Here is a 17,897-nt window from a genome sequence, read left to right on the forward strand (position 1 = left end):
GCGCACGGGTATCGGCCGGCCTCAATACGACGCCGGGTTCGGATCGAAGATCACCGGCACCAGCACGCTCACGCAGGCGCCGACCGGCAGATTGATGCCGGCGATGGCGACCGCGTTGCCTCCGATCGTGCCGCCGCTGGCCGGGCAGCTGCCGCCGCCGGTGCCGCTGCAGGTCCATGGCGCGGTCAGGGTCACGCCGTTGGGCAGTGTGTCGTTGATGGTCGCGCCGTTGGCGCCGTCGGGGCCGGTTTGATTGCAGGCCAGCAAGGTGTAGGTGGTGGCAGCGCCCGGTGTGTAGGTGGTCGCGTTGCCGGCTTCGCTCTTGCTGATGGTGAGGTCGGCGCACAGCGGATCGACCGTCGCGCTGGCGGCGTTGTTGGCGCTGCCGCCCGGCACGGGCGTGGTGTATCCGGCCTGCGCCGCGCTGCCTTCGGCCAGCGGCGCATTGGTGGCGATGCTGGCGTCGTTGTCGACCGCGGTGCATTGCGCCGCGCCCAGCGTGGCGTTGATGGTGTAGGTGATCAGGCCGCCGGCCGCGCCGCCGGCACCGGCCGGCAAGGTCGCGCTGCCCGCGATCGCGCCGCTGCCGCTGGCCGCCGGGCACACGCCGCCGTTGCTGGCCGCGCAGGTCCAACTGGTGAACGTCAGGCCGGCCGGCACCGCGTCGGCGATGGTCGCGATCGCATCGTGCGCGGTGAGATCGCCGAGCGTGGGGCGTGCGGTGTTGTTGCGATAGCTGACGGTGAACTGGGTGCTGCCGCCGGCGGGCGGCGTGGGATTGCCGGTGATGGTCTTGCTGGTGAGCAGGTCGACGTCGTTGTCGACGATGGTGAGCGTGGCGGTGTTCTGCACGGCCGCGCTGCCGCAGGTGGTGGTCGAGGCGAGGGTGTAGGCGGCGGCGTCGGGCAGCACCTGCACCAGCACGGTTTCGTTGTCCTCGATCACGCTGTCGTCGAGGATGGCGATCGGAATCGGGAAGCGGTTGTCGTCGTAGGTGCCGGCGGGAATCAGGACGTTGACGTTGGCGCCGGCGCTGTAGTCGCTGCCCGCGGTCGCGCTGCCGCCGGTGACGTTGACCAACACGGTGATGCCGCCGGCCGGCACGGTGCCGGTGATGCGGATCGTCGGCAGCGAGGGCACGGCCTGGCCTTCGCGGGTGGAGTAGGTGACCGGATCGAATTCCAGATAGGGCCGCAGGGTGATCTGGATGTCGTCGAGGAAGTTGCCGGAGCCGCTGCCGCCTGCGGCCTGGAAGCCGAAATTGTGATTGCCGCTGGTGCCGTTCCAGTTGAAGCTGCCGGAGTAGTCGGCCCAGCCGTTGCCGCCGGCGCCGACCGTGCAGCTGAGGTTGTCGACGCTGCCGCTGTCCAGGCAGACCGGGACGCCGCCGGCCACGGTGGTGCTGGACAGCACCGCCACGGTGTTGGCGGTGCTGTCGATGGTGAAGTTCATGACGTCGGGCGTGATCGCGCTGTTGCGGCCGCGGTGGCTGAGCTTCCAGTCCACCCGCTCGCCGTTGGTCAGGCAGATCGTCTGCGACAGGCGCGAGGCGACGTAGGCATTGAGTTCGGCATGCTGGTTGCCCGAACGCGGCGGCACGCTGCTGAAACTGGGGCCGCGCCAGATCTCGATCGGGCCGGTGATGGCCGCGCCGTTGGGCTGGCCGGCCAGGGTGCAGCTGCCGCTGACGAGGTTGGAGGGGTGGTCGGTGTTCCAGCCCGGCACCACGCTGGAGGAGACGATCAGGTAGCAACTGCTGCCGGTCAGCACCGGCTGCTCGAAACCCAGATTGACGAAAGTGCGTTGGACCTGCGCGCCTGCGGCGGGTGCGAACGCCGCCGCGGCCAAGGCCAAGCCCAAGACGCCGAGACGGCGCGTTGCATGATCCAGCATTCCTCTTCCTCCCTGAACCCGGCGCCAGGGCGCTGGTGCCGGCATGCGAATCTGCAGCTGCCGCCGTTGGCCCCGATGCGCGGGGCGCTTTCAGGGATCACGTAGCGGCGGCCACGGCGCGGCCATCCTCGGCTGCTGTTCCGTAGCGTACTGCCTCAGCGCAATTTGCGCATTTGTTGCTCAGGAAAGGTGGTATTGAGCGTCAGGAGCGTGCCAGGACGGCTCAGTAGTCGCTCGCGTTCGGGCTGAAACGGACCGGCACGCTGACATTGACGCAGGCCCCGACCGGCAGATCGATCCCGGCCACCGCCACCGCGGTGTCGTCGAGCGCGCCGCCGCTGCCCGGGCAGACCCCGCCGCCGCTGCCGCTGCAGCTCCAGGGCCCGGTCAGGCGCACGCCGCTGGGCAGCGGGTCGCTGATGCTGGCGCCGCTGGCCGCGTCCGGACCGGCGCTGTTGCAGGCCTGCAAGGTGTAGGTGCTGGTCGCGCCGGGGGTGAAGGCGCTGGCGCCGCCGACCTCGGACTTGCTGATCGCCAGGTCGGCGGTGAGCAGACGGTTGTTGTAGGTGCAGGTGATGTCGGCACGCGCGCGCAGTGCGCTGGTCGGCACGGTCAGCACCGCGCCGGCGAGGCTGCCGAAGCTGGCCGGGTTGCCGGTGATCGCCGCATTGGCGTCGCTGCAACTGGCGCTGGCGATGGTCCAGCCGGCCGGCACGGCCTCGGTGATCGTCACCACCGCCGCGGTCGAGCTCACGTTGGCGCTGGCCGAGGTCGCCAGGGTCGCCGAGGCGGTGGTGGTCACCGCGAAGGCGGCGCTGCTGAGGTTGGTCGCGGTGAAGTTGAAGGTACCGGTCTGGGTCTGGCTGATCTTGCCGATACGCAGGCTGGGGACCAGCGCCGGCAGCGCGATGCGATAGTCCTCGACTTCGCCGTTGGTCGACACGCCGGTGGCCGCGGCGACGCCGCTCAGGGCCGGCGCCAGGCGCAGGCGCAGGTGGCTGGTGGGCTGGGCGACGTAGCCGCCGCCGGTGGGCAGGGTCCAGGTCAGCGACACGCTGCCGCTGCCGGCGGCGCAGGCGGCGGCATTGGAGGCCTCGGCGCCGTCGAAGACGCCGTTGCCGTTGAAGTCGATCCAGCCGCGTACCTGCGCCGGTCCGACGCAGGCGACGTTGGCGATGGTGTAGCTGCCGCCCGGCAGCGCGTTGGGCGCGGCCACGTTGGCGTAGCCGGCGCCCAGCGGGCCGGTGGTCTTGGGCAGGGCGTCGACGTCGCTGCCGCCGACCGCGCCGGTGGCGTCGACGTCGGGCGATACGGTCGCGCCCAGGCGCGCGTTGTAGATCAGGGTCGCCAGGTTGGCCGGGTTGTTGAAATTGACGCCGTTGGCGGCGACGCCGCCGGTCCAGGCCGAGTTGAGCACGTGCGCGGCGATGCCGTAGCTGGCCGGGATCGCCTCGGAGAATTCCAGTTCCAGCACCGCGCCCACCGCGACCGCGGACACGCCGCCGCCGCGCGCGATCACGCGCGCGCCGGTGGCGCCGTCGACGAAGCCGACCAGCGAGGGACCCGCGCGCAGGCTGGCGGTGGCGTTGCTTTCGCAACTGTTCTGCGGCGCGGTCGGGCCGTTGAAGCGCACTTCCTGCGGGGTGCCGGCGATCACGTTGACCGTGCTGGAGCTGCCGCACTGGCTGATCTGGTCGATCACGCGCAGGGTGCCGCCGCTGGTCAGGCGCGCGGCCACGTATTCGCTGCCGCCGCTGGCCTCGGCGTCGGCGAACACCAGGCCGGTCAGCGCGAACGGCGCGCCGCCCAGGGTCGCCGAGCAGTTGAAGTCGAACTCCACCGTCGAGCCGCCGTTGACGCGCAGGCCCACCGACAGGGTGTTGGGATTGGTGCCGGTGCCGGGCTGGTTGCCGCCAATGTTGTACAGCTCGTCCAGGCCGTCGCCCTGCCAGCTGCCGGGGGTGTACACGAACAGGCCCTGGGTGCCGGCGGTGGTGTTCGCGTTCGACAGGGTGCAGGTGATATCGAGCCGGTTGGCGGTGGTCGCCGGCGTGCCGATGTTGAAGCCGCGGGTGATGGTCGCGCCGCTGTAGACGTTCTGGCCGTTGTTGCCCCAGTCGACCCAGAAGATGCGCGAGCGATGCAGGCCGGTGCCGCCGGTGGCGAACTGAGCGTGCGCGAATTGCGGGAGCAGCGCGGCGCAAGCCAGCGCCAGCGTCAGAGCCAGACGTATCGTTTTCACCAGAATCCCCGTTGGATGCCGGCGGCCGCGGCGGTGCCGCGGTCGCTGGTTGCTGCCGGCCGGCTAGTCATTAGTGACGGCGGTCACAGACTCGGCCCAAGGCGCGCACTCTAACGGGTATTTGTTGTGCCTGAAAGCGTTTTTAGCGTGCCTCTCTACGGCCCTGCACTGGCCTGGGATTTCAGCAGGGCATAGGCCGCGCGCAGGCCCTGGGCTTCGCCGCCGGCGGGCCGGCCGGGGCGGTCGGCGTCGTTCCAGCTGTACACGTCCAGGTGCGCCCAGGGCAGGGCGGCCGGCACGAAGCGCTCCAGGTACAGCGCCGCGGTGACCGAGCCGGCCATCTTCGAGGGGCCGCCGTTGGCGATGTCGGCGATCGCGCTGGTGAGGTAGCGCAGGTAGGGGCGCCACAGCGGCATGCGCCACAGCGGATCGCGCTGCTGGGCGCCGGCATCGAGCCAGCGTTGGGCCAGCGCGTCGTCGTTGCTGTACAGCGCCGGCAGGTCCGGGCCCAGCGCGATTCGCGCCGCGCCGGTCAGGGTGGCGAAGTCCAGCACCAGCGCCGGCGACAGTTCGCCGGCATGGGTCAAGGCGTCGCACAGCACCACCCGGCCTTCGGCGTCGGTGTTGTCGATCTCCACGCTGATGCCCTGGCGGGTGGCGATGACCTCGCCGGGACGGAACGCGTCCGGACCGATCGCGTTCTCCACCGCCGGCACCAGCAGGGTGATGCGCAGCGGCAGCTTGCGCGCCATCACCAGCTCGGCCAGGGCGATCGCGTGCGCGGCGCCGCCCATGTCCTTCTTCATGTTGCGCATGCCGTCGGCCGGCTTGAGGTCGAGACCGCCGGTGTCGAAGCACACGCCCTTGCCGACCAGGGCGATGTGGGGATGGGCGGCGTCGCCCCAGCTCAGCCGGATCAGGCGCGGCGCGCGGTGCGAGGCGCGGCCGACGGCGTGGATGGCGGGGAAGTTCTGGCTCAGCAGCTCGTCGCCGGCCACCACGTCGATCTGCGCGCCATGGTGCAGCGCGATCGCGCGCGCGATCGCTTCCAGCTGTTCCGGCCCCATGTGCTCGGTCGGGGTGTTGATCAGGTCGCGCACGCGCAGGCAGGCGGCGATCAGGTCGTCGGTTTCGGCGTCCTCGCGGTCCACCAGCAGCAGCGCCGGCGCGCGCGGCGGCTGCTTGTAGCGGCTGAAGCGGTAGCTGCCCAGGCCCCAGCCCAGGCGCAGCGCCGCCAGGGTCGCGGCGTCGTGCGCGCCCTCGATGCGCCAGGTCCGCGCCGGCAGGCCGAACGCGGCGTGGCCGTAGGAATACGGGTCCAGCGCATCGCCGATGCCCAGCACCGCGCCGCCCAGGCCGCCGTCGGCGCCGGGCAAGGTCAGCAGGGTGCCGGCCGCGGCTTCGTAGCCCTGCGCGCTCACCCAGGCCGCGGTGCCCGGCGCCAGGGTCGCGCGCCAGGCGGCGAAGTCGGCGCGCGCGACCAGATGCAGCGGCAGCGCATCGGCGGCGGAATCGGTAAAGCCCAGGGGCAGGTTCATGCGGCGGCGGTGTCCGGAGTCTGGGCCGCGTCCAGCCAATCGGCGAGCGCGGCGAGGGTGTCGAATTCGAGGTCGGGGCGCAGGCCGGCGTGCGGCCATTCGCGGCGGCGGCCGTCGTCGCCGACGCGGTTGATCCAGCAACTGCGCAAGCCGGCGCGCTGCGCGCCGACCACGTCCAGCTCGATGTCGTCGCCGACGTGCAGGACGTATTGCGGCTCCTTGTCCAGGCGCGTGCAGGCGGCGTGGAAGATGCTCGCCGCCGGCTTGGCCGCACCGTGTTCGCGCGCGCCGAGCTGGAACCGGAACAAATGCATCAGGCCGATCCGCTGCAGATCGGCGTTGCCGTTGCTGAGCGCGGCCAGCGGCACGCGCGCGGCCAGGCGCTCCAGCGCGGCCACGCTGTCGTCGTAGTGCCGCACTTCGCAGCGTGCGTTGAAGAACACCTCGAACGCCGGCGCGACCAGCGCCAGGTCGTCGCCGGAGTCGCGCAGCATGCGTTCCAGGGTGAGCTTGCGCTGATGGGTGAAATCGTGCGCCAGCTGCGGGTGCTCGGCGGCGATCTGATCGCGCAGGGCGCGCATCGCCTCGGTCGGCCAGCGCTGCGCGGTGCGCGGCGCATGTTCGCGCAGCCAGTCGCCCAGCACGCGTTCGGCGTGGACCATCACCGGAGCGATCGGCCAGAGGGTGTCGTCGAGGTCGAGGGTGATGGCGCGAACGGGGAAAGTCATCGCACCATTTTAGCGCGTAAAGCCGCCGTGGCCGCGCTAATCCCGTGCGAAACGCCTAGGGGTTTTCACTCAGGCGCGGCTTCTCGCCCGCGGGCCTCACTCCAGCAGCTTGGACCACTTCTCCAGACCTTGGATCCGCGCCAGCACCAGCTTCACGCAGACCAGCATCGGCACCGCCAGCAGCAGGCCGACGATGCCCCACAGCCAGCCGAAGCACATCAGCGCCAGGATCAGCACCAGCGGCGACAGGCGCATGCGCCGGCCGAGCACGATCGGGGTCACGATCTGGCCCTCGATGGTGTGCAGCAGCAGGTACAGGCCGGCCGGCAGCAGCGCGCGCCAGGCCTCGTCGAAGGCGACGAAGCCCATCAGCAGCATGGTCACCATGCCGATCAGCGGGCCCACGTAAGGCGCGAAGTTCAGCACCGCCGCCATCGTGCCCCACAGCAGCGCCTCCGGCAGCGGCACGCCCAGCCAGAACAGGCTGCCGGCCAGGGCCAGGCCCAGCGCGGTGTTGATCAGGCTGATGGTGAGCACGTAGCGCGAGATCTCGCGCTCGATCGACTGCAGGATGTCGACCGTGATCTTGCGTTCGCGCAAGCCGGGCAACAGCCCGATCGCGTTGCGCTGCAGGCTTTCGCCGTAGACCATGAAGAAGAACGTCAGCAGCACCACCGCCAGCACCGAGGCCACGTACTTGGGCGTGGAGGTCAGCGACTTGTACGGATCGTTGAGCTCGGTCTTGACCACCTGCACCGGCTTGGCCGTGCTCTCGCCGCCGGCGGCGCGCGCGATGTTCTGCGCGGCGCGGTTGGCTTCCTGCATGGGCTTGGTCATCTCGCGCAGTTTCGGCGCCAGCTGCTTCATCTCGCGCGGCACCTGCCGCACCCATTCGCCGGCCGGCTCGATCAGCTGGTTGGCCAGCAGCCCGGCCGCGGCCAGGCCGCCGATCAGCACGATCAGGGCCGCGGCGAAACGCGGCAGCCACAGCCTGCGCAGGCCGCGGATGATCGGGTTGCCGATCAGGGCGAAGAAGGCCGCCAGCAGGATCGGCAGGATCAGCGCCTGCGCCGCCCACAAGGCGGCGCCGACCGCCAGCGTCGCCAGCACCACCACCGAGGCGGGCGCGCGCGGACGCGGCGGCGGCGCGGGAGCGGGCGGTTCGTCGTCGGCCGGCGCGGACGCGTCGGAAGCGGGGGCAGGATCGGGTTCGGGCGCGTTCAAAAGTCGATCGGATCGGCGGTGGAACGCACAGCTTGCACCGTCGCCTCGGCGCGCGCCACGACGGCGTCTTCGCCTTCCTCGACCGCCGCGGCGACCGTTTCGGTGTTGTCGGCCGCGCGTTCGGCCTGGCTCGCCGCGACCCCGGCGCTGCCGCCGGCGAACAGGCTGGACAGCATCGACACCATCTGCATCATGCCGCCGCTCTTGGCCGCCACGCGCAGGGGTTCGGCGCGCCCCACCGCGAAGCCGCTGACCAGGCCGGCGATCACGATCCGCCCCGGCGTCCAGGCCTCGCGCCAGGAACCCTTGATCCGGCCCAGGTGGGCGACCAGCCGGCGCTCCTGCGCTTCGACCACGTCTTCGGCCTGGTGCACCTTGGCGATCAGCTGTTCGAAACTCACGGGCGTGCCTCGCAGGGCGATGGATCGGAAGAGGGATGCGGCATCAGGGCGGGGTCAGATCGACGCCGCGTTCGTCCTTGCCCGCGCCGGGGCCGTCCGGCGGCCAGCGCCGCGCGGCCTCGCGCGCCGATTCCGGCGAGCCCGGGGTCGGGGTGACGTCGGCCAGTTCGCCGATGCCCAGCCGCGCCAGCTGCCGGCGCGTGGCCTGCATGCGGGTGTGCTCGAAATAACGCACCGCCTGCCAGCCGGCCCAGGCCGTCACCGCCAGGCTCAGCAGCGCGGTCAGCAGCAGCGCCAGCGACCAGGGCACGCCCAGGGTGCGGCTGAGGAACACGATCAAGGTGGCCATCAACAGCAACCAGGCCGAACCGCCGAACGCGATCGCCACGCCCATCAGGGCCAGGGCGCGGCCCAGCGCGCTGCGCGCCAGCGAGATGTCCGCCGCGACCAGGCTGCGCAGGGCCTTGGCGGCGTCGCCGGCCGCGCCCAGCCCGGCGCGGCCGGTGTCGCCGAGCTGGCGCAGCGATTCCAGCAGGTCGGGCGCGGCCCGGGCGGCCGCGTCCTGCTCGCGCGCATCCGCATCGCCGCCGCCCGGCGGCTGCGGCGGGCCTTGGTCCCCCGTGGTTTGCATGCCCGCTCTTACTTGTCGCTGCCGCGGGCGAGCTTGGCGATGATGAAGCCGGCCGCGAAGGCCACGCCGAACGAGGCCAGCGGACGCTCGCGCACCAGTTCGGCCGCGCTTTCGATCAGGTCGCGGCCCTTGTCCATCAGCACGTCGACCTGTTCGCGCGCCGCGCCGCCGGCGTGCTCGGCCGCGGCGATGCCCGCCAATGCGCCGTCGGCCAGATCGGCCTTGACGTTGGCCTTGCCGATCTTGAGTTCGTCGCTGGCCGCGCCGGCGGCGCCGCGGATCGCCACGCCGGCGTCGGCCGCGGCTTGCTTGAGGTGAGATCCGGCTTCACCGAGGTTGGCCTTCATGGCGTCGGTCGAGGTAGGGCTCATTGCATTCTCCTGGGATAAGGGCGGAACTCGTCTGCGCTGCGCGTCCCGCGATGATCGCTCATCCCCGGGTCCGCATTACTGCATCAACAGGTTGGCGACCGCGTTGCCGCGCATCACGCGCAGGACCAACTGTGCCGGAGGCCGTGTGAAGCTCGCGCGGAAGCCCGGCAAATCCTCGAAATCGCCGGCATTGGCCGCCACCACCACGTCGCCGGAGCGCAGACCGTTGCGCTCGGCGCGGCTGCCGCGCGCCACCGATTCGATCAGCACGCCGGAGGCGCCGGACTGGCGCAGGCGCTCGGGCAGTTCGGCGAAGCTGGCGCCGCCGAGGCGTTCGTCCAGGTCCTTGCCCGCGTAGGCCTTGGGCTGTTCGCGCAGGGTCGCGGCCAACTGCAGCGGTTTGCCGTCGCGGCGCACCTCCAGCGACACCCGCCCGCCGATCGCCTGCAGGCCTTCGAAGTTGCGCAGGGCGTCGCGGCTGTCGATGCGCTGGCCGTTGGCGGCCAGGATCACGTCGCCGGCCTTCAGGCCCGCCGCCGCCGCCGCGCTGCCGGCGAACACCCGCGTCACCACCGCGCCGCGCGGCTCGTCCAGTTTCAGCGCCTGGGCCAGGCGCGCGTCCACGTCCTGCGACTCCAGGCCCAGCGAACCGCGCCGCACCACGCCGTCGTTGGCGATCAACTGGTCCTTGATGTTGCGCGCCAGGTTGGCCGGGATCGCGAAGCCCAGGCCGATGTTGCCGGCCATGCTGCCCTGCGGATTGAAGCTGGCGGTGTTGATGCCGACCAGTTCGCCGTTGAGATTGACCAGCGCGCCGCCGGAATTGCCCGGATTGATCGAGGCGTCGGTCTGGATGAAGTTCTGGTAGCCCAGCCCGCGCAGGCCGCTGCGGCCCACCGCCGAGACGATGCCCGAGGTCACGGTCTGGCCGATCCCGAACGGGTTGCCCACCGCGACCACGAAATCGCCGACCTTGAGCGCGTCGGAATCGGCCAGAGTCAGCGAACTGAGGTTGTCGGCCGGGATCTTCATCACCGCGATGTCGGTGTCCGGGTCGGAACCGGTGAACTCGGCCTTGAGCGTGCGCCCGTCGCTGAGCGTCACCGAGACCTCGTCGGCGCCCTCGATCACGTGGTGGTTGGTCAGCACGTAGCCGTTCTTGGCGTCGATGATCACGCCCGAGCCCAGCGACTCGTTGATCCGCTCCTGCGGGATGTTCGGGAACATGCGCCGGAACATCGGATCGTTGGCGAAGGGATTGCGGATGCGGATGGTCTGCTTGGTGTGCACGCTGACCACCGCCGGCGTCACCCGCGCCAGCATCGGCGCCAGCGAGGGCACCGGCTGGCCGCCCACCGCGGTCGGCAGCGCCGACACCGCCGGCAGCGCGGCCGCGGCCGGCGAGGCCTGGGCCGGCGTTTCCAGGCCGTCGCGGATCGCGGTCGCGGCGAAACCGCCGAACGCGGCGGCCAGGGTCAGGGCGAACAGGGTCGGCAGGGGACGAGGACGCATCGTGGAACCGTTCCGGATAAGGGTCGTAAGGGAAGGCGGGCCGCGCCGCGGCCCGGCCAGGACGGGCCCGGTTGCCGGCGGCGTACACGCAGCTGAACGAAGTGTCGGTCAAGCGCGCTAAATATGCGATGAAGTGTCCCGTTCCAAGGTTCGCATGCACGGCCTACACACGATTTGTGGCCGCATTCGCAAGGCGTTTACGTTAGGCGCGCATGTGACGTTTGACCCCGTCCCGACACGTGACTGCCATCAAAAAAACCGTTGACACCGCCCAGGGCCGGGCGTAGCTTGAGTCCTCGCTTCGACACTACATGTAGTGGTTGTCTTTGCGACGGGAGCCCAAGCTTAGGGGTTCGGCTTGGGTCGGTTGGGCGCCAACGGGGGGCGGCGCATGACAGGAGCAAGCTCGGCCCGATGCCATCAACACAATCTCGCACGCGGCGCGTAATGGCGCGATCGCGCGCGTAGCCGTCGGTGGCCAGCCACCACCGCGGCAGCGGCAGGCAAGTGCGGTACGCAACCGGCAACACCCAGATTCAGACACACCCCGATTACCAGCAATCACAACAAGACTCACCCGGCGGCGGGCGCAACCGAACGGCCCGCCCCAGTTAAGGAGACAGGACAGGCATGAGTACGGTTCGCCTCGAGGCGGTCAAGACGGAAGCGGCTGACAAGGACATCCCGCTGCAGCCCGCATCCCAGGACATCTGGGACAAGAAGTACCGGCTGAAGACCAAGACCGGAGAGGCGCTGGACGCCGATATCGACGCCACCTACCAGCGCGTCGCCAAGGCCCTGGCCGACGCCGAGCCGACCTCCGAGAAGCAGCAGTACTGGTACGAGCGTTTCGTCTGGGCCCTGCGCCGCGGCGCGATCCCGGCCGGCCGCATCACCTCCAACGCCGGCGCGCTGGAGCACAAGCCCGCCACGTCCACGATCAACTGCACCGTCTCGGGCACCATCGAAGACTCGATGGACGGCATCCTCGAGAAGGTCCACGAAGCCGGCCTGACCCTCAAGGCCGGCTGCGGCATCGGCTACGAATTCAGCACCCTGCGCCCGCGCGGCGCCTTCGTCGCCGGCGCCGGCGCCTACACCTCCGGTCCGATGTCCTTCATGGATATCTACGACAAGATGTGCTTCACCGTGTCCTCGGCCGGCGGCCGTCGCGGCGCCCAGATGGGCACCTTCGACGTCAGCCACCCCGACGTGAAGGACTTCATCCGCGCCAAGCGCGAAGACGGCCGCCTGCGCCAGTTCAACCTGTCGCTGCTGATCACCGACGGCTTCATGGAAGCGGTCAAGTCCGACGCCGACTGGCCGCTGGTGTTCCCGGTCAACATCAAGGAACGCGGCGACCTCGACATCGACGACGCCGACAAGGTCGTCTGGCGCGAATGGCCGACCCACAAGAACTACATCTCCCGCGACGACGGCCTGGTCGCCTGCAAGATCTACGGCCACATCCGCGCGCGGCACCTGTGGGACATGATCATGGTCTCGACGTACGACTACGCCGAGCCCGGGTTCATCCTCATCGACCGCGTCAACGAGATGAACAACAACTGGTGGTGCGAGACCATCCGCGCGACCAACCCCTGCGGCGAACAGCCGCTGCCGCCCTACGGCGCCTGCCTGCTGGGTTCGGTCAACCTGACCAAGTTCGTGCGCAACGCCTTCACCGACCAGGCCGAGTTCGACTGGGAGGAATACAAGGAAGTCGTGCGCGTGTTCACCCGCATGCTCGACAACGTGGTCGAGGTCAACGGCCTGCCGCTGGAACAACAGCGCGCCGAGATCATGCGCAAGCGCCGCCACGGCATGGGCTTCCTCGGCCTGGGCAGCACCGTGACCATGCTGAAGATGAAGTACGGCTCGGCCGCCTCCTGCGAGTTCACCGAGCGCATCGCGCGCGAAATGGCCGTGGCCGGCTGGGAAATGGGCCTGGCCCTGTCCAAGGAGAAGGGCCCGGCCCCGATCATGGAAGAGCGCTTCGCCGTCACCGCCGAGATGCTGCGCAAGCGTCCGGAGATGCACAAGGACGGCTGGAAGGTCGGCCAGGAAATCCCGGGCAAGCTGCTGCACGCGCGCTACTCGCGCTACATGCAGCGCGTGGCCGAAGTGGCGCCGGAGCTGGTCGACGAGCTGGCCGAGGCCGGCGCCCGCTTCACCCACCACAGCTCGATCGCGCCCACCGGCACCATCTCGCTGTCGCTGGCCAACAACGCCTCCAACGGCATCGAGCCCTCCTTCGCCCATCACTACAGCCGCAACGTGATCCGCGAAGGCAAGAAGTCCAAGGAAAAGGTCGACGTCTACTCGTTCGAGCTGCTGGCCTACCGCGAGCTGATCAACGCCAAGGCCATGCCGTTCAGCGACGAGCCCGGCGCCCAGCTGCCCGACTACTTCATCGCCGCCGACGACATCACCCCCAAGGAACACGTCGACGTCCAGGCCGCCGCCCAGAAGTGGGTCGACAGCTCGATCTCCAAGACCGCCAACGTCCCCACGGACTACCCGTACGAGGACTTCAAGGACATCTACCGCTACGCCCACGAGCAGGGCCTGAAGGGCTGCACCACCTTCCGCTTCAACCCGGCCGCCTTCCAGGGCGTGCTGGTCAAGGAAGCCGACCTGGAAAACACCACCTACCGCTTCGAGCTCGAAGACGGCAGCGTGCTGGAGGTCAAGGGCAACGAGCAGATCGAATACGACGGCGAAATGCACACCGCCGCCAACCTGTTCGACGCGCTCAAGGAAGGCTATTACGGCAAGTTCTGAGCCTTCGCCTTTCCCCCTTTGCAAAAGGGGGGGGCAGGGGGATTTCCGCGAAACCCGCATACGCCGAAACCCCAACCGCTCAGAATCCCCCGTTTTCCGGCGGAGGCGACCGTTCAAACGCCTCGCGCAGCGCCCCCCCGGCCGGGCGCCGCCCACCACAGCCAGGCCGGCGCGCGCGACGCCGTTCAGTGTTTTTGCGCGCACACCGGGTATAGGATCGCTCCGGTAACACCCCGATTACACATAGCCAAGACGTAACGCCGACGAAAGCGCCCACGAGGAGGGCATATGAGCAACGGAAATGGAGTGACGGCGACCCTGACCCAGGCCGCCGAGAACGTCAAAGAGACCGCGTCCAACATCGGCAGCGCCATCGCCACCCGTGCCGAAGACGCCGTGAAGTCGGTCAAGAAGACCGCCACCAAGGCGCGCAAGGCCGCCAAGAAGGCCGTCGGCACCGCCAAGAAGAAGCTCGCCTCGGCCAGCGCCAAGGCCAAGAAGGAAGCCTCCGCGCTGAAGGCCAAGGCCACCGGCAAGAAGCCGGCCAAGAAGGCCGCTAAGAAGGCAGCCAAGAAGGTCGCCAAGAAGCCGGCCGCCAAGAAGGCCGCGAAGAAGGTCGCCAAGAAGCCAGCGAAGAAGGCCGCCAAGAAAGCCGTGAAGAAGGCGGCCAAGAAAGCCGTGAAGAAGGCGGCCAAGAAGGTCGTCAAGCAGCCGGCCAGGAAGAAGGCCGCCAAGAAGGCCGCGAAGAAGAAGTAAGCCCGTAATGCTCCCCCTCTCCCGCTCGCGGGAGAGGGCGGGGTGAGGGCCGCGCCTCAGCCGCGCACCACAGACCAAAACTAGAAAAGCACCACCGCAACAGGAGCCTGGCCCATGGCCGTCAAGATCGAAAAGAAAATCAAGGGTTACAGCGTCGTCACCCCGGAAGACAAGGCGAAGGAATCGGCCCGGTCCGAAGCCGCCGCGCGCAAGGCCGCCGACGAACTGCCGACCGCCGACGTCATCCAGATGCACGAACGCATCGAGCGCCCCGAGATCCTGATCGGCTCCACCTACAAGATCAAATCGCCGCTGTTCGAGCATGCCCTGTACGTGACGATCAACGACATCGTCCTCAACGCCGGCACCGAGCACGAACTGCGCCGCCCCTTCGAGATCTTCATCAACTCGAAGAACATGGACCACTTCCAGTGGATCGTGGCCCTGACCCGCATCATGTCCGCCGTGTTCCGCAAGGGCGGCGACGTCACCTTCCTGGTCGACGAGATGAAAGCCGTGTTCGACCCGCGCGGCGGCTACTTCAAGCCCGGCGGCGTCTACATGCCCTCGCTGGTCGCCGAGATGGGCGCCATCGTCGAGGACCACCTCAAGTCGATCGGCATGATGCACGACCCCGACATGAGCGACGCCCAGCGCGCCCTGATCGCCGAAAAGCGCTCCGCCTACGAGCAGCGCTCAAAAAAAAACTCTGACGTAACCGTCTCCGCGCCCGTCCAGACGGGCGAAGGCAGCGGCCACGCCGAAGATATCGAAGTCACCGGCGAAGGCGTGTCCTTCCCGCCCTCGGCCACCATGTGCCACAAGTGCAGCACCAAGGCCGTGGTCATCATGGACGGCTGCGCGACCTGCTTGAACTGCGGCTACAGCAAATGCGGTTGAGCGTCTGAGCTGTGCGGGCACCTTGAAGGCGCTAGTTGGGCAGCTGGAACTTGCTAGTACGAGTGCCTAAGTCGCAGTACCCAAATGGGGCTCTCCGGAGCCCCATTTTCATTGATGGATTGTTTCCCAAAGCGGTTCTCGGCAATGCGATGGGCCGATGAGCGCCCACCCAGGTCGTTCGGACGAAACGAGGGAAATTCCACGGCATTGGTGGCGTCCACCAAGATGCGTTCCTGCCAAAAGCCCCAACCCCCAGTGCCGCAAGAGCAGAAGCGAAAGGCACGGCGAGGAAGATCACATCCGCCTGCCGCGCCTGTTCAAGCGAGGCCGGCTTGACCCGATAGCCCAAGTTACTCGCCAGGTCTTGCGCCGAAGTCGGACCACGGGAATTCGCAACTTGAACGTCCGCCGACGCGGTCGAACTGGGTTGCGATGCCACTGTCGATGGCGCCGGAACCGATGATTGCGTATGTCATGGCCAAGCTCGGGTGAGGCGTCGGCGGATGGCCGGCGCCCGGTTCAGCGAACTTACTTCGCGGACTTGGCATCGACGCTGAAAGCGCCCGCGCCGTTGGCCGCCAGCATCAGGAATGCGCCGGTGATGGAGAGATTCTTCAAGAACATGATCATCTGCATCTGGTCGGCGAAGTTGTTGTGGAAGAGCAGGCCCGTCGCCAGGGTAAAGCCGGCCAACACTGCGGCGACGATGCTGGTCTTGAAGCCCAGGACGATTGCGGCGGCACCCAGGACTTCCAGGGCAATCACCGCAGGCAGAGCGAAGCCCGGGACGCCCATGGACGCCATATAACCGGCGGTGGCCTCGTAAGCGTTGATCTTGCCGAGGCCTGACATAAGGAAGAGAACGACGAGGAGCGCGCGGCCGACGAACTCGGCGCTACTGCGGGCGATGCTGGAGGTGGTGGCTGCGGTGGAAACGATGGTGGACATGGGAGTTCTCCGGATGGATAGGTAGGGAGTGAAACGATGAGTGCTGCTGGCAGTACGCGCAGGGTCTAGGGAAGCCGTCCGGCTGCGTGAAGCTTGGTGCCGATGCGCTTGATCTCGGCTTCGCCTCGTTCCAACGCATCGGCGCTGGTGTGGACCGAGTAGTAGCCGGTGATCAGGTCATGCGGATGCTTGATGGCGGTGCCGATCACGAATGTGGTCGGCCCTTGCGCTGTGAATTCGAGTGCGGCGTCGGACTCGTCGAATACCGCGATCTCGCCGATGGCGACGGGCGCAGGGGTATTGACCACACCTTCGTCAACGGCGATCCAACCGACGGTATGCCCTTGCGGCGGTTGGTAGCGCCATGTCTCGCCGTCGTTAAGGCGAACCAGGAAGTAGTGGATGTTGTCGGGGGAGCGGATGGGACTGCGCGCCTGGCCATAACGGCCCAGGACGACGGTGACCGGGCCCTCGCTTTCGACCAACTCGGGCGGGATGTATTGGCCCTCGGCCGGTGAGTTCTCCAACGCCGCCGGCAGAGCCAACCAGAGTTGAAAGAACCGCAGCGGCTCGGCGGTATAGACACGACCGTCGTGCCACGCGCCGGCACCGGCCTTCATCCACTCCAGCCCACCGGCGGGGACTTGGCCGGACTGGCCGGTCGTATCTTCGTACTGCAGGCCGCCACTGAGCGCGATCGTCAGCGTCGCAATGCCCGAATGCGGGTGGATGCCGAAAAAGGTGTCGCCGGTCGGCGGAAGGGCGCCGCGGTCCAGAAACACGAACGGCTTGATGAGCTGGCCCAGGTCGGAGGGGTTGACCAGGCGGGTGATCGGCCCCCGGGTGTTGCCGCGTCCCTGGAACACGATGCGGCGGGCGGGAGACGGCCTTTCGGGCTGTACGAGCTTGAGGGTCGGTCGGGTCATGGCGGCATCCCTGTGGAAGTGACGCCACGGTAGGCTCGGCCGATGTATCTTGGTAGCCTATATTTTCCTATGCTATCCATCTAAAGGGTAGATATATGCTCGACGGAGTCACGCTGGACCAGATCCGCACCTTCATCGCCGCGGCGGAGCAGGGCAGTTTTTCCGCCGCGGGCCGAAAGTTGCGACGCGCACAGTCGGTCGTCAGCCACACGCTGGCGAATCTTGAAGCGCAGCTGGGCGTTTCGCTGTTCGAGCGCAGCGGGCGCTACCCGCAATTGACAGAGGAGGGGCAGTCCCTGCTGCGCGACGCGCGCGCGGTCGCCGACCACATGGACGACTTCAAGGCGCGGGCTCGCTCGATTCGCGAAGGGTTGGAGCCGGAACTGTCGGTGGCCATGGACGTGATGTATCCGATGCCAGCCATCACCCATGCCGTTGGCCACTGCCGGCAGCTCTTTCCCAGAACGCCGTTGCGTCTATATGTCGAGGCGCTGGGCGGCGTAGTTCAGCCGGTCCTGGACGGCTCCTGCCGTATCGGCGTGATCGGTTCGCTACCCACCGTGCCGGACGAACTGGTGGCGGAGCCGCTAGCGCTGTTACCTTTCGCCACCGTCGTGGCTCCCGCACATCCTTTGGCGAAATCGCGAAAGCCGCTCTCCAACGGCGAGTTGAGCAAGCACGTGCAACTGGTGCTTACCGACCGCACGCCATTGTCGTCAGGGCGAAACTTCGGCGTCATCTCGCCACTGACTTGGCGATTGGCGGATTTGGGCGCCAAGCATGCCTTTTTGCGGGCCGGTTTCGGTTGGGGGCATATGCCGGCGCACATGGTTCAAGAGGAACTGGACCAAGGGCAATTGGTGGAGATCCGTACGCACGCGAATGCACGCACGCGCGCCAGCCTGGAAATGCAGGCGGTATACCGCAAAGATGCGCCGCCCGGTCCCGTGGGGCGTGCATTCATCGAGGCGTTGAAGCATTGATGCCAATGCATTCGTATTCAGGGCGGGCCGCGGACGGCCTGCCTGTAAGGTTTCGTCATG

Annotated in this window: 15 protein-coding genes; 4 read left to right on the forward strand and 11 right to left on the reverse strand. The window is 68.3% G+C overall.

Annotated features, from left to right (window positions below; genetic code table 11):
- Positions 1–21 precede the first annotated feature (21 nt).
- The 9 genes from V1318_RS05495 to V1318_RS05535 form a co-directional block, all read right to left on the reverse strand.
- A complete protein-coding gene (locus tag V1318_RS05495; RefSeq protein ID WP_332938443.1) occupies positions 22–1,893 on the reverse strand; it encodes a Calx-beta domain-containing protein in 1,872 nt (623 codons plus the stop codon).
- A gap of 223 nt (positions 1,894–2,116) precedes the next feature.
- The gene (locus V1318_RS05500) at positions 2,117–4,135 is read right to left on the reverse strand and encodes a CshA/CshB family fibrillar adhesin-related protein (RefSeq protein ID WP_332938445.1); all 2,019 of its coding nucleotides are present in this window, start codon (positions 4,133–4,135) and stop codon (positions 2,117–2,119) included.
- A gap of 155 nt (positions 4,136–4,290) precedes the next feature.
- On the reverse strand, positions 4,291–5,673 hold the full coding sequence (locus V1318_RS05505; RefSeq protein ID WP_332938447.1) for a leucyl aminopeptidase family protein: 1,383 nt from the start codon (positions 5,671–5,673) through the stop codon (positions 4,291–4,293).
- Positions 5,670–6,401, reverse strand: coding sequence for an HAD-IA family hydrolase (locus V1318_RS05510; RefSeq protein ID WP_332938449.1), 732 nt, complete (start codon positions 6,399–6,401; stop codon positions 5,670–5,672). Before V1318_RS05510 ends, V1318_RS05505 begins: the two co-directional genes overlap by 4 nt.
- A gap of 96 nt (positions 6,402–6,497) precedes the next feature.
- Entirely contained in the window at positions 6,498–7,625 is a 1,128-nt protein-coding gene (locus tag V1318_RS05515) for an AI-2E family transporter (protein WP_332938450.1), read from the reverse strand.
- Positions 7,622–8,026: a hypothetical protein gene (locus tag V1318_RS05520; protein WP_332938452.1), complete on the reverse strand. Its 405-nt coding sequence runs from the start codon at positions 8,024–8,026 to the stop codon at positions 7,622–7,624. Before V1318_RS05520 ends, V1318_RS05515 begins: the two co-directional genes overlap by 4 nt.
- A gap of 43 nt (positions 8,027–8,069) precedes the next feature.
- Complete coding sequence (locus tag V1318_RS05525; protein ID WP_332938454.1) at positions 8,070–8,657, reverse strand: phage holin family protein; 588 nt, start codon at positions 8,655–8,657, stop codon at positions 8,070–8,072.
- An 8-nt stretch (positions 8,658–8,665) separates the two neighbouring features.
- A complete protein-coding gene (locus V1318_RS05530) occupies positions 8,666–9,028 on the reverse strand; it encodes a hypothetical protein (RefSeq protein WP_332938456.1) in 363 nt (120 codons plus the stop codon).
- 75 nt (positions 9,029–9,103) lie between these two features.
- Positions 9,104–10,540 (reverse strand): Do family serine endopeptidase, encoded by a 1,437-nt coding sequence (locus V1318_RS05535; RefSeq protein ID WP_332938458.1) that lies wholly within the window; start codon positions 10,538–10,540, stop codon positions 9,104–9,106.
- Between the two features lie 630 nt (positions 10,541–11,170).
- Here V1318_RS05535 and V1318_RS05540 point away from each other — a divergent pair.
- From V1318_RS05540 to V1318_RS05550, 3 genes are all read left to right on the forward strand, one after another.
- Positions 11,171–13,324, forward strand: coding sequence for an adenosylcobalamin-dependent ribonucleoside-diphosphate reductase (locus V1318_RS05540; RefSeq protein WP_332938459.1), 2,154 nt, complete (start codon positions 11,171–11,173; stop codon positions 13,322–13,324).
- 288 nt (positions 13,325–13,612) lie between these two features.
- Positions 13,613–14,080 (forward strand): hypothetical protein, encoded by a 468-nt coding sequence (locus tag V1318_RS05545; protein ID WP_332938461.1) that lies wholly within the window; start codon positions 13,613–13,615, stop codon positions 14,078–14,080.
- Between the two features lie 114 nt (positions 14,081–14,194).
- Complete coding sequence (locus tag V1318_RS05550; RefSeq protein WP_332938463.1) at positions 14,195–14,980, forward strand: NrdJb; 786 nt, start codon at positions 14,195–14,197, stop codon at positions 14,978–14,980.
- Between the two features lie 528 nt (positions 14,981–15,508).
- On the opposite strand, the gene V1318_RS05555 is transcribed toward V1318_RS05550, so the two are convergent.
- Together V1318_RS05555 and V1318_RS05560 are read right to left on the reverse strand one after the other, a co-directional pair.
- Entirely contained in the window at positions 15,509–15,928 is a 420-nt protein-coding gene (locus tag V1318_RS05555) for a DoxX family protein (RefSeq protein ID WP_332938465.1), read from the reverse strand.
- Between the two features lie 65 nt (positions 15,929–15,993).
- Positions 15,994–16,854, reverse strand: coding sequence for a pirin family protein (locus V1318_RS05560; protein ID WP_332938466.1), 861 nt, complete (start codon positions 16,852–16,854; stop codon positions 15,994–15,996).
- 95 nt (positions 16,855–16,949) lie between these two features.
- On the opposite strand from V1318_RS05560, the gene V1318_RS05565 reads away from it, so the two are divergent.
- A complete protein-coding gene (locus V1318_RS05565) occupies positions 16,950–17,837 on the forward strand; it encodes a LysR family transcriptional regulator (RefSeq protein WP_332938468.1) in 888 nt (295 codons plus the stop codon).
- Positions 17,838–17,897 lie beyond the last annotated feature (60 nt).

It is taken from the genome of Lysobacter sp. CCNWLW3 (assembly GCF_036697405.1).
In the GTDB taxonomy this organism is placed as follows: domain Bacteria; phylum Pseudomonadota; class Gammaproteobacteria; order Xanthomonadales; family Xanthomonadaceae; genus Lysobacter.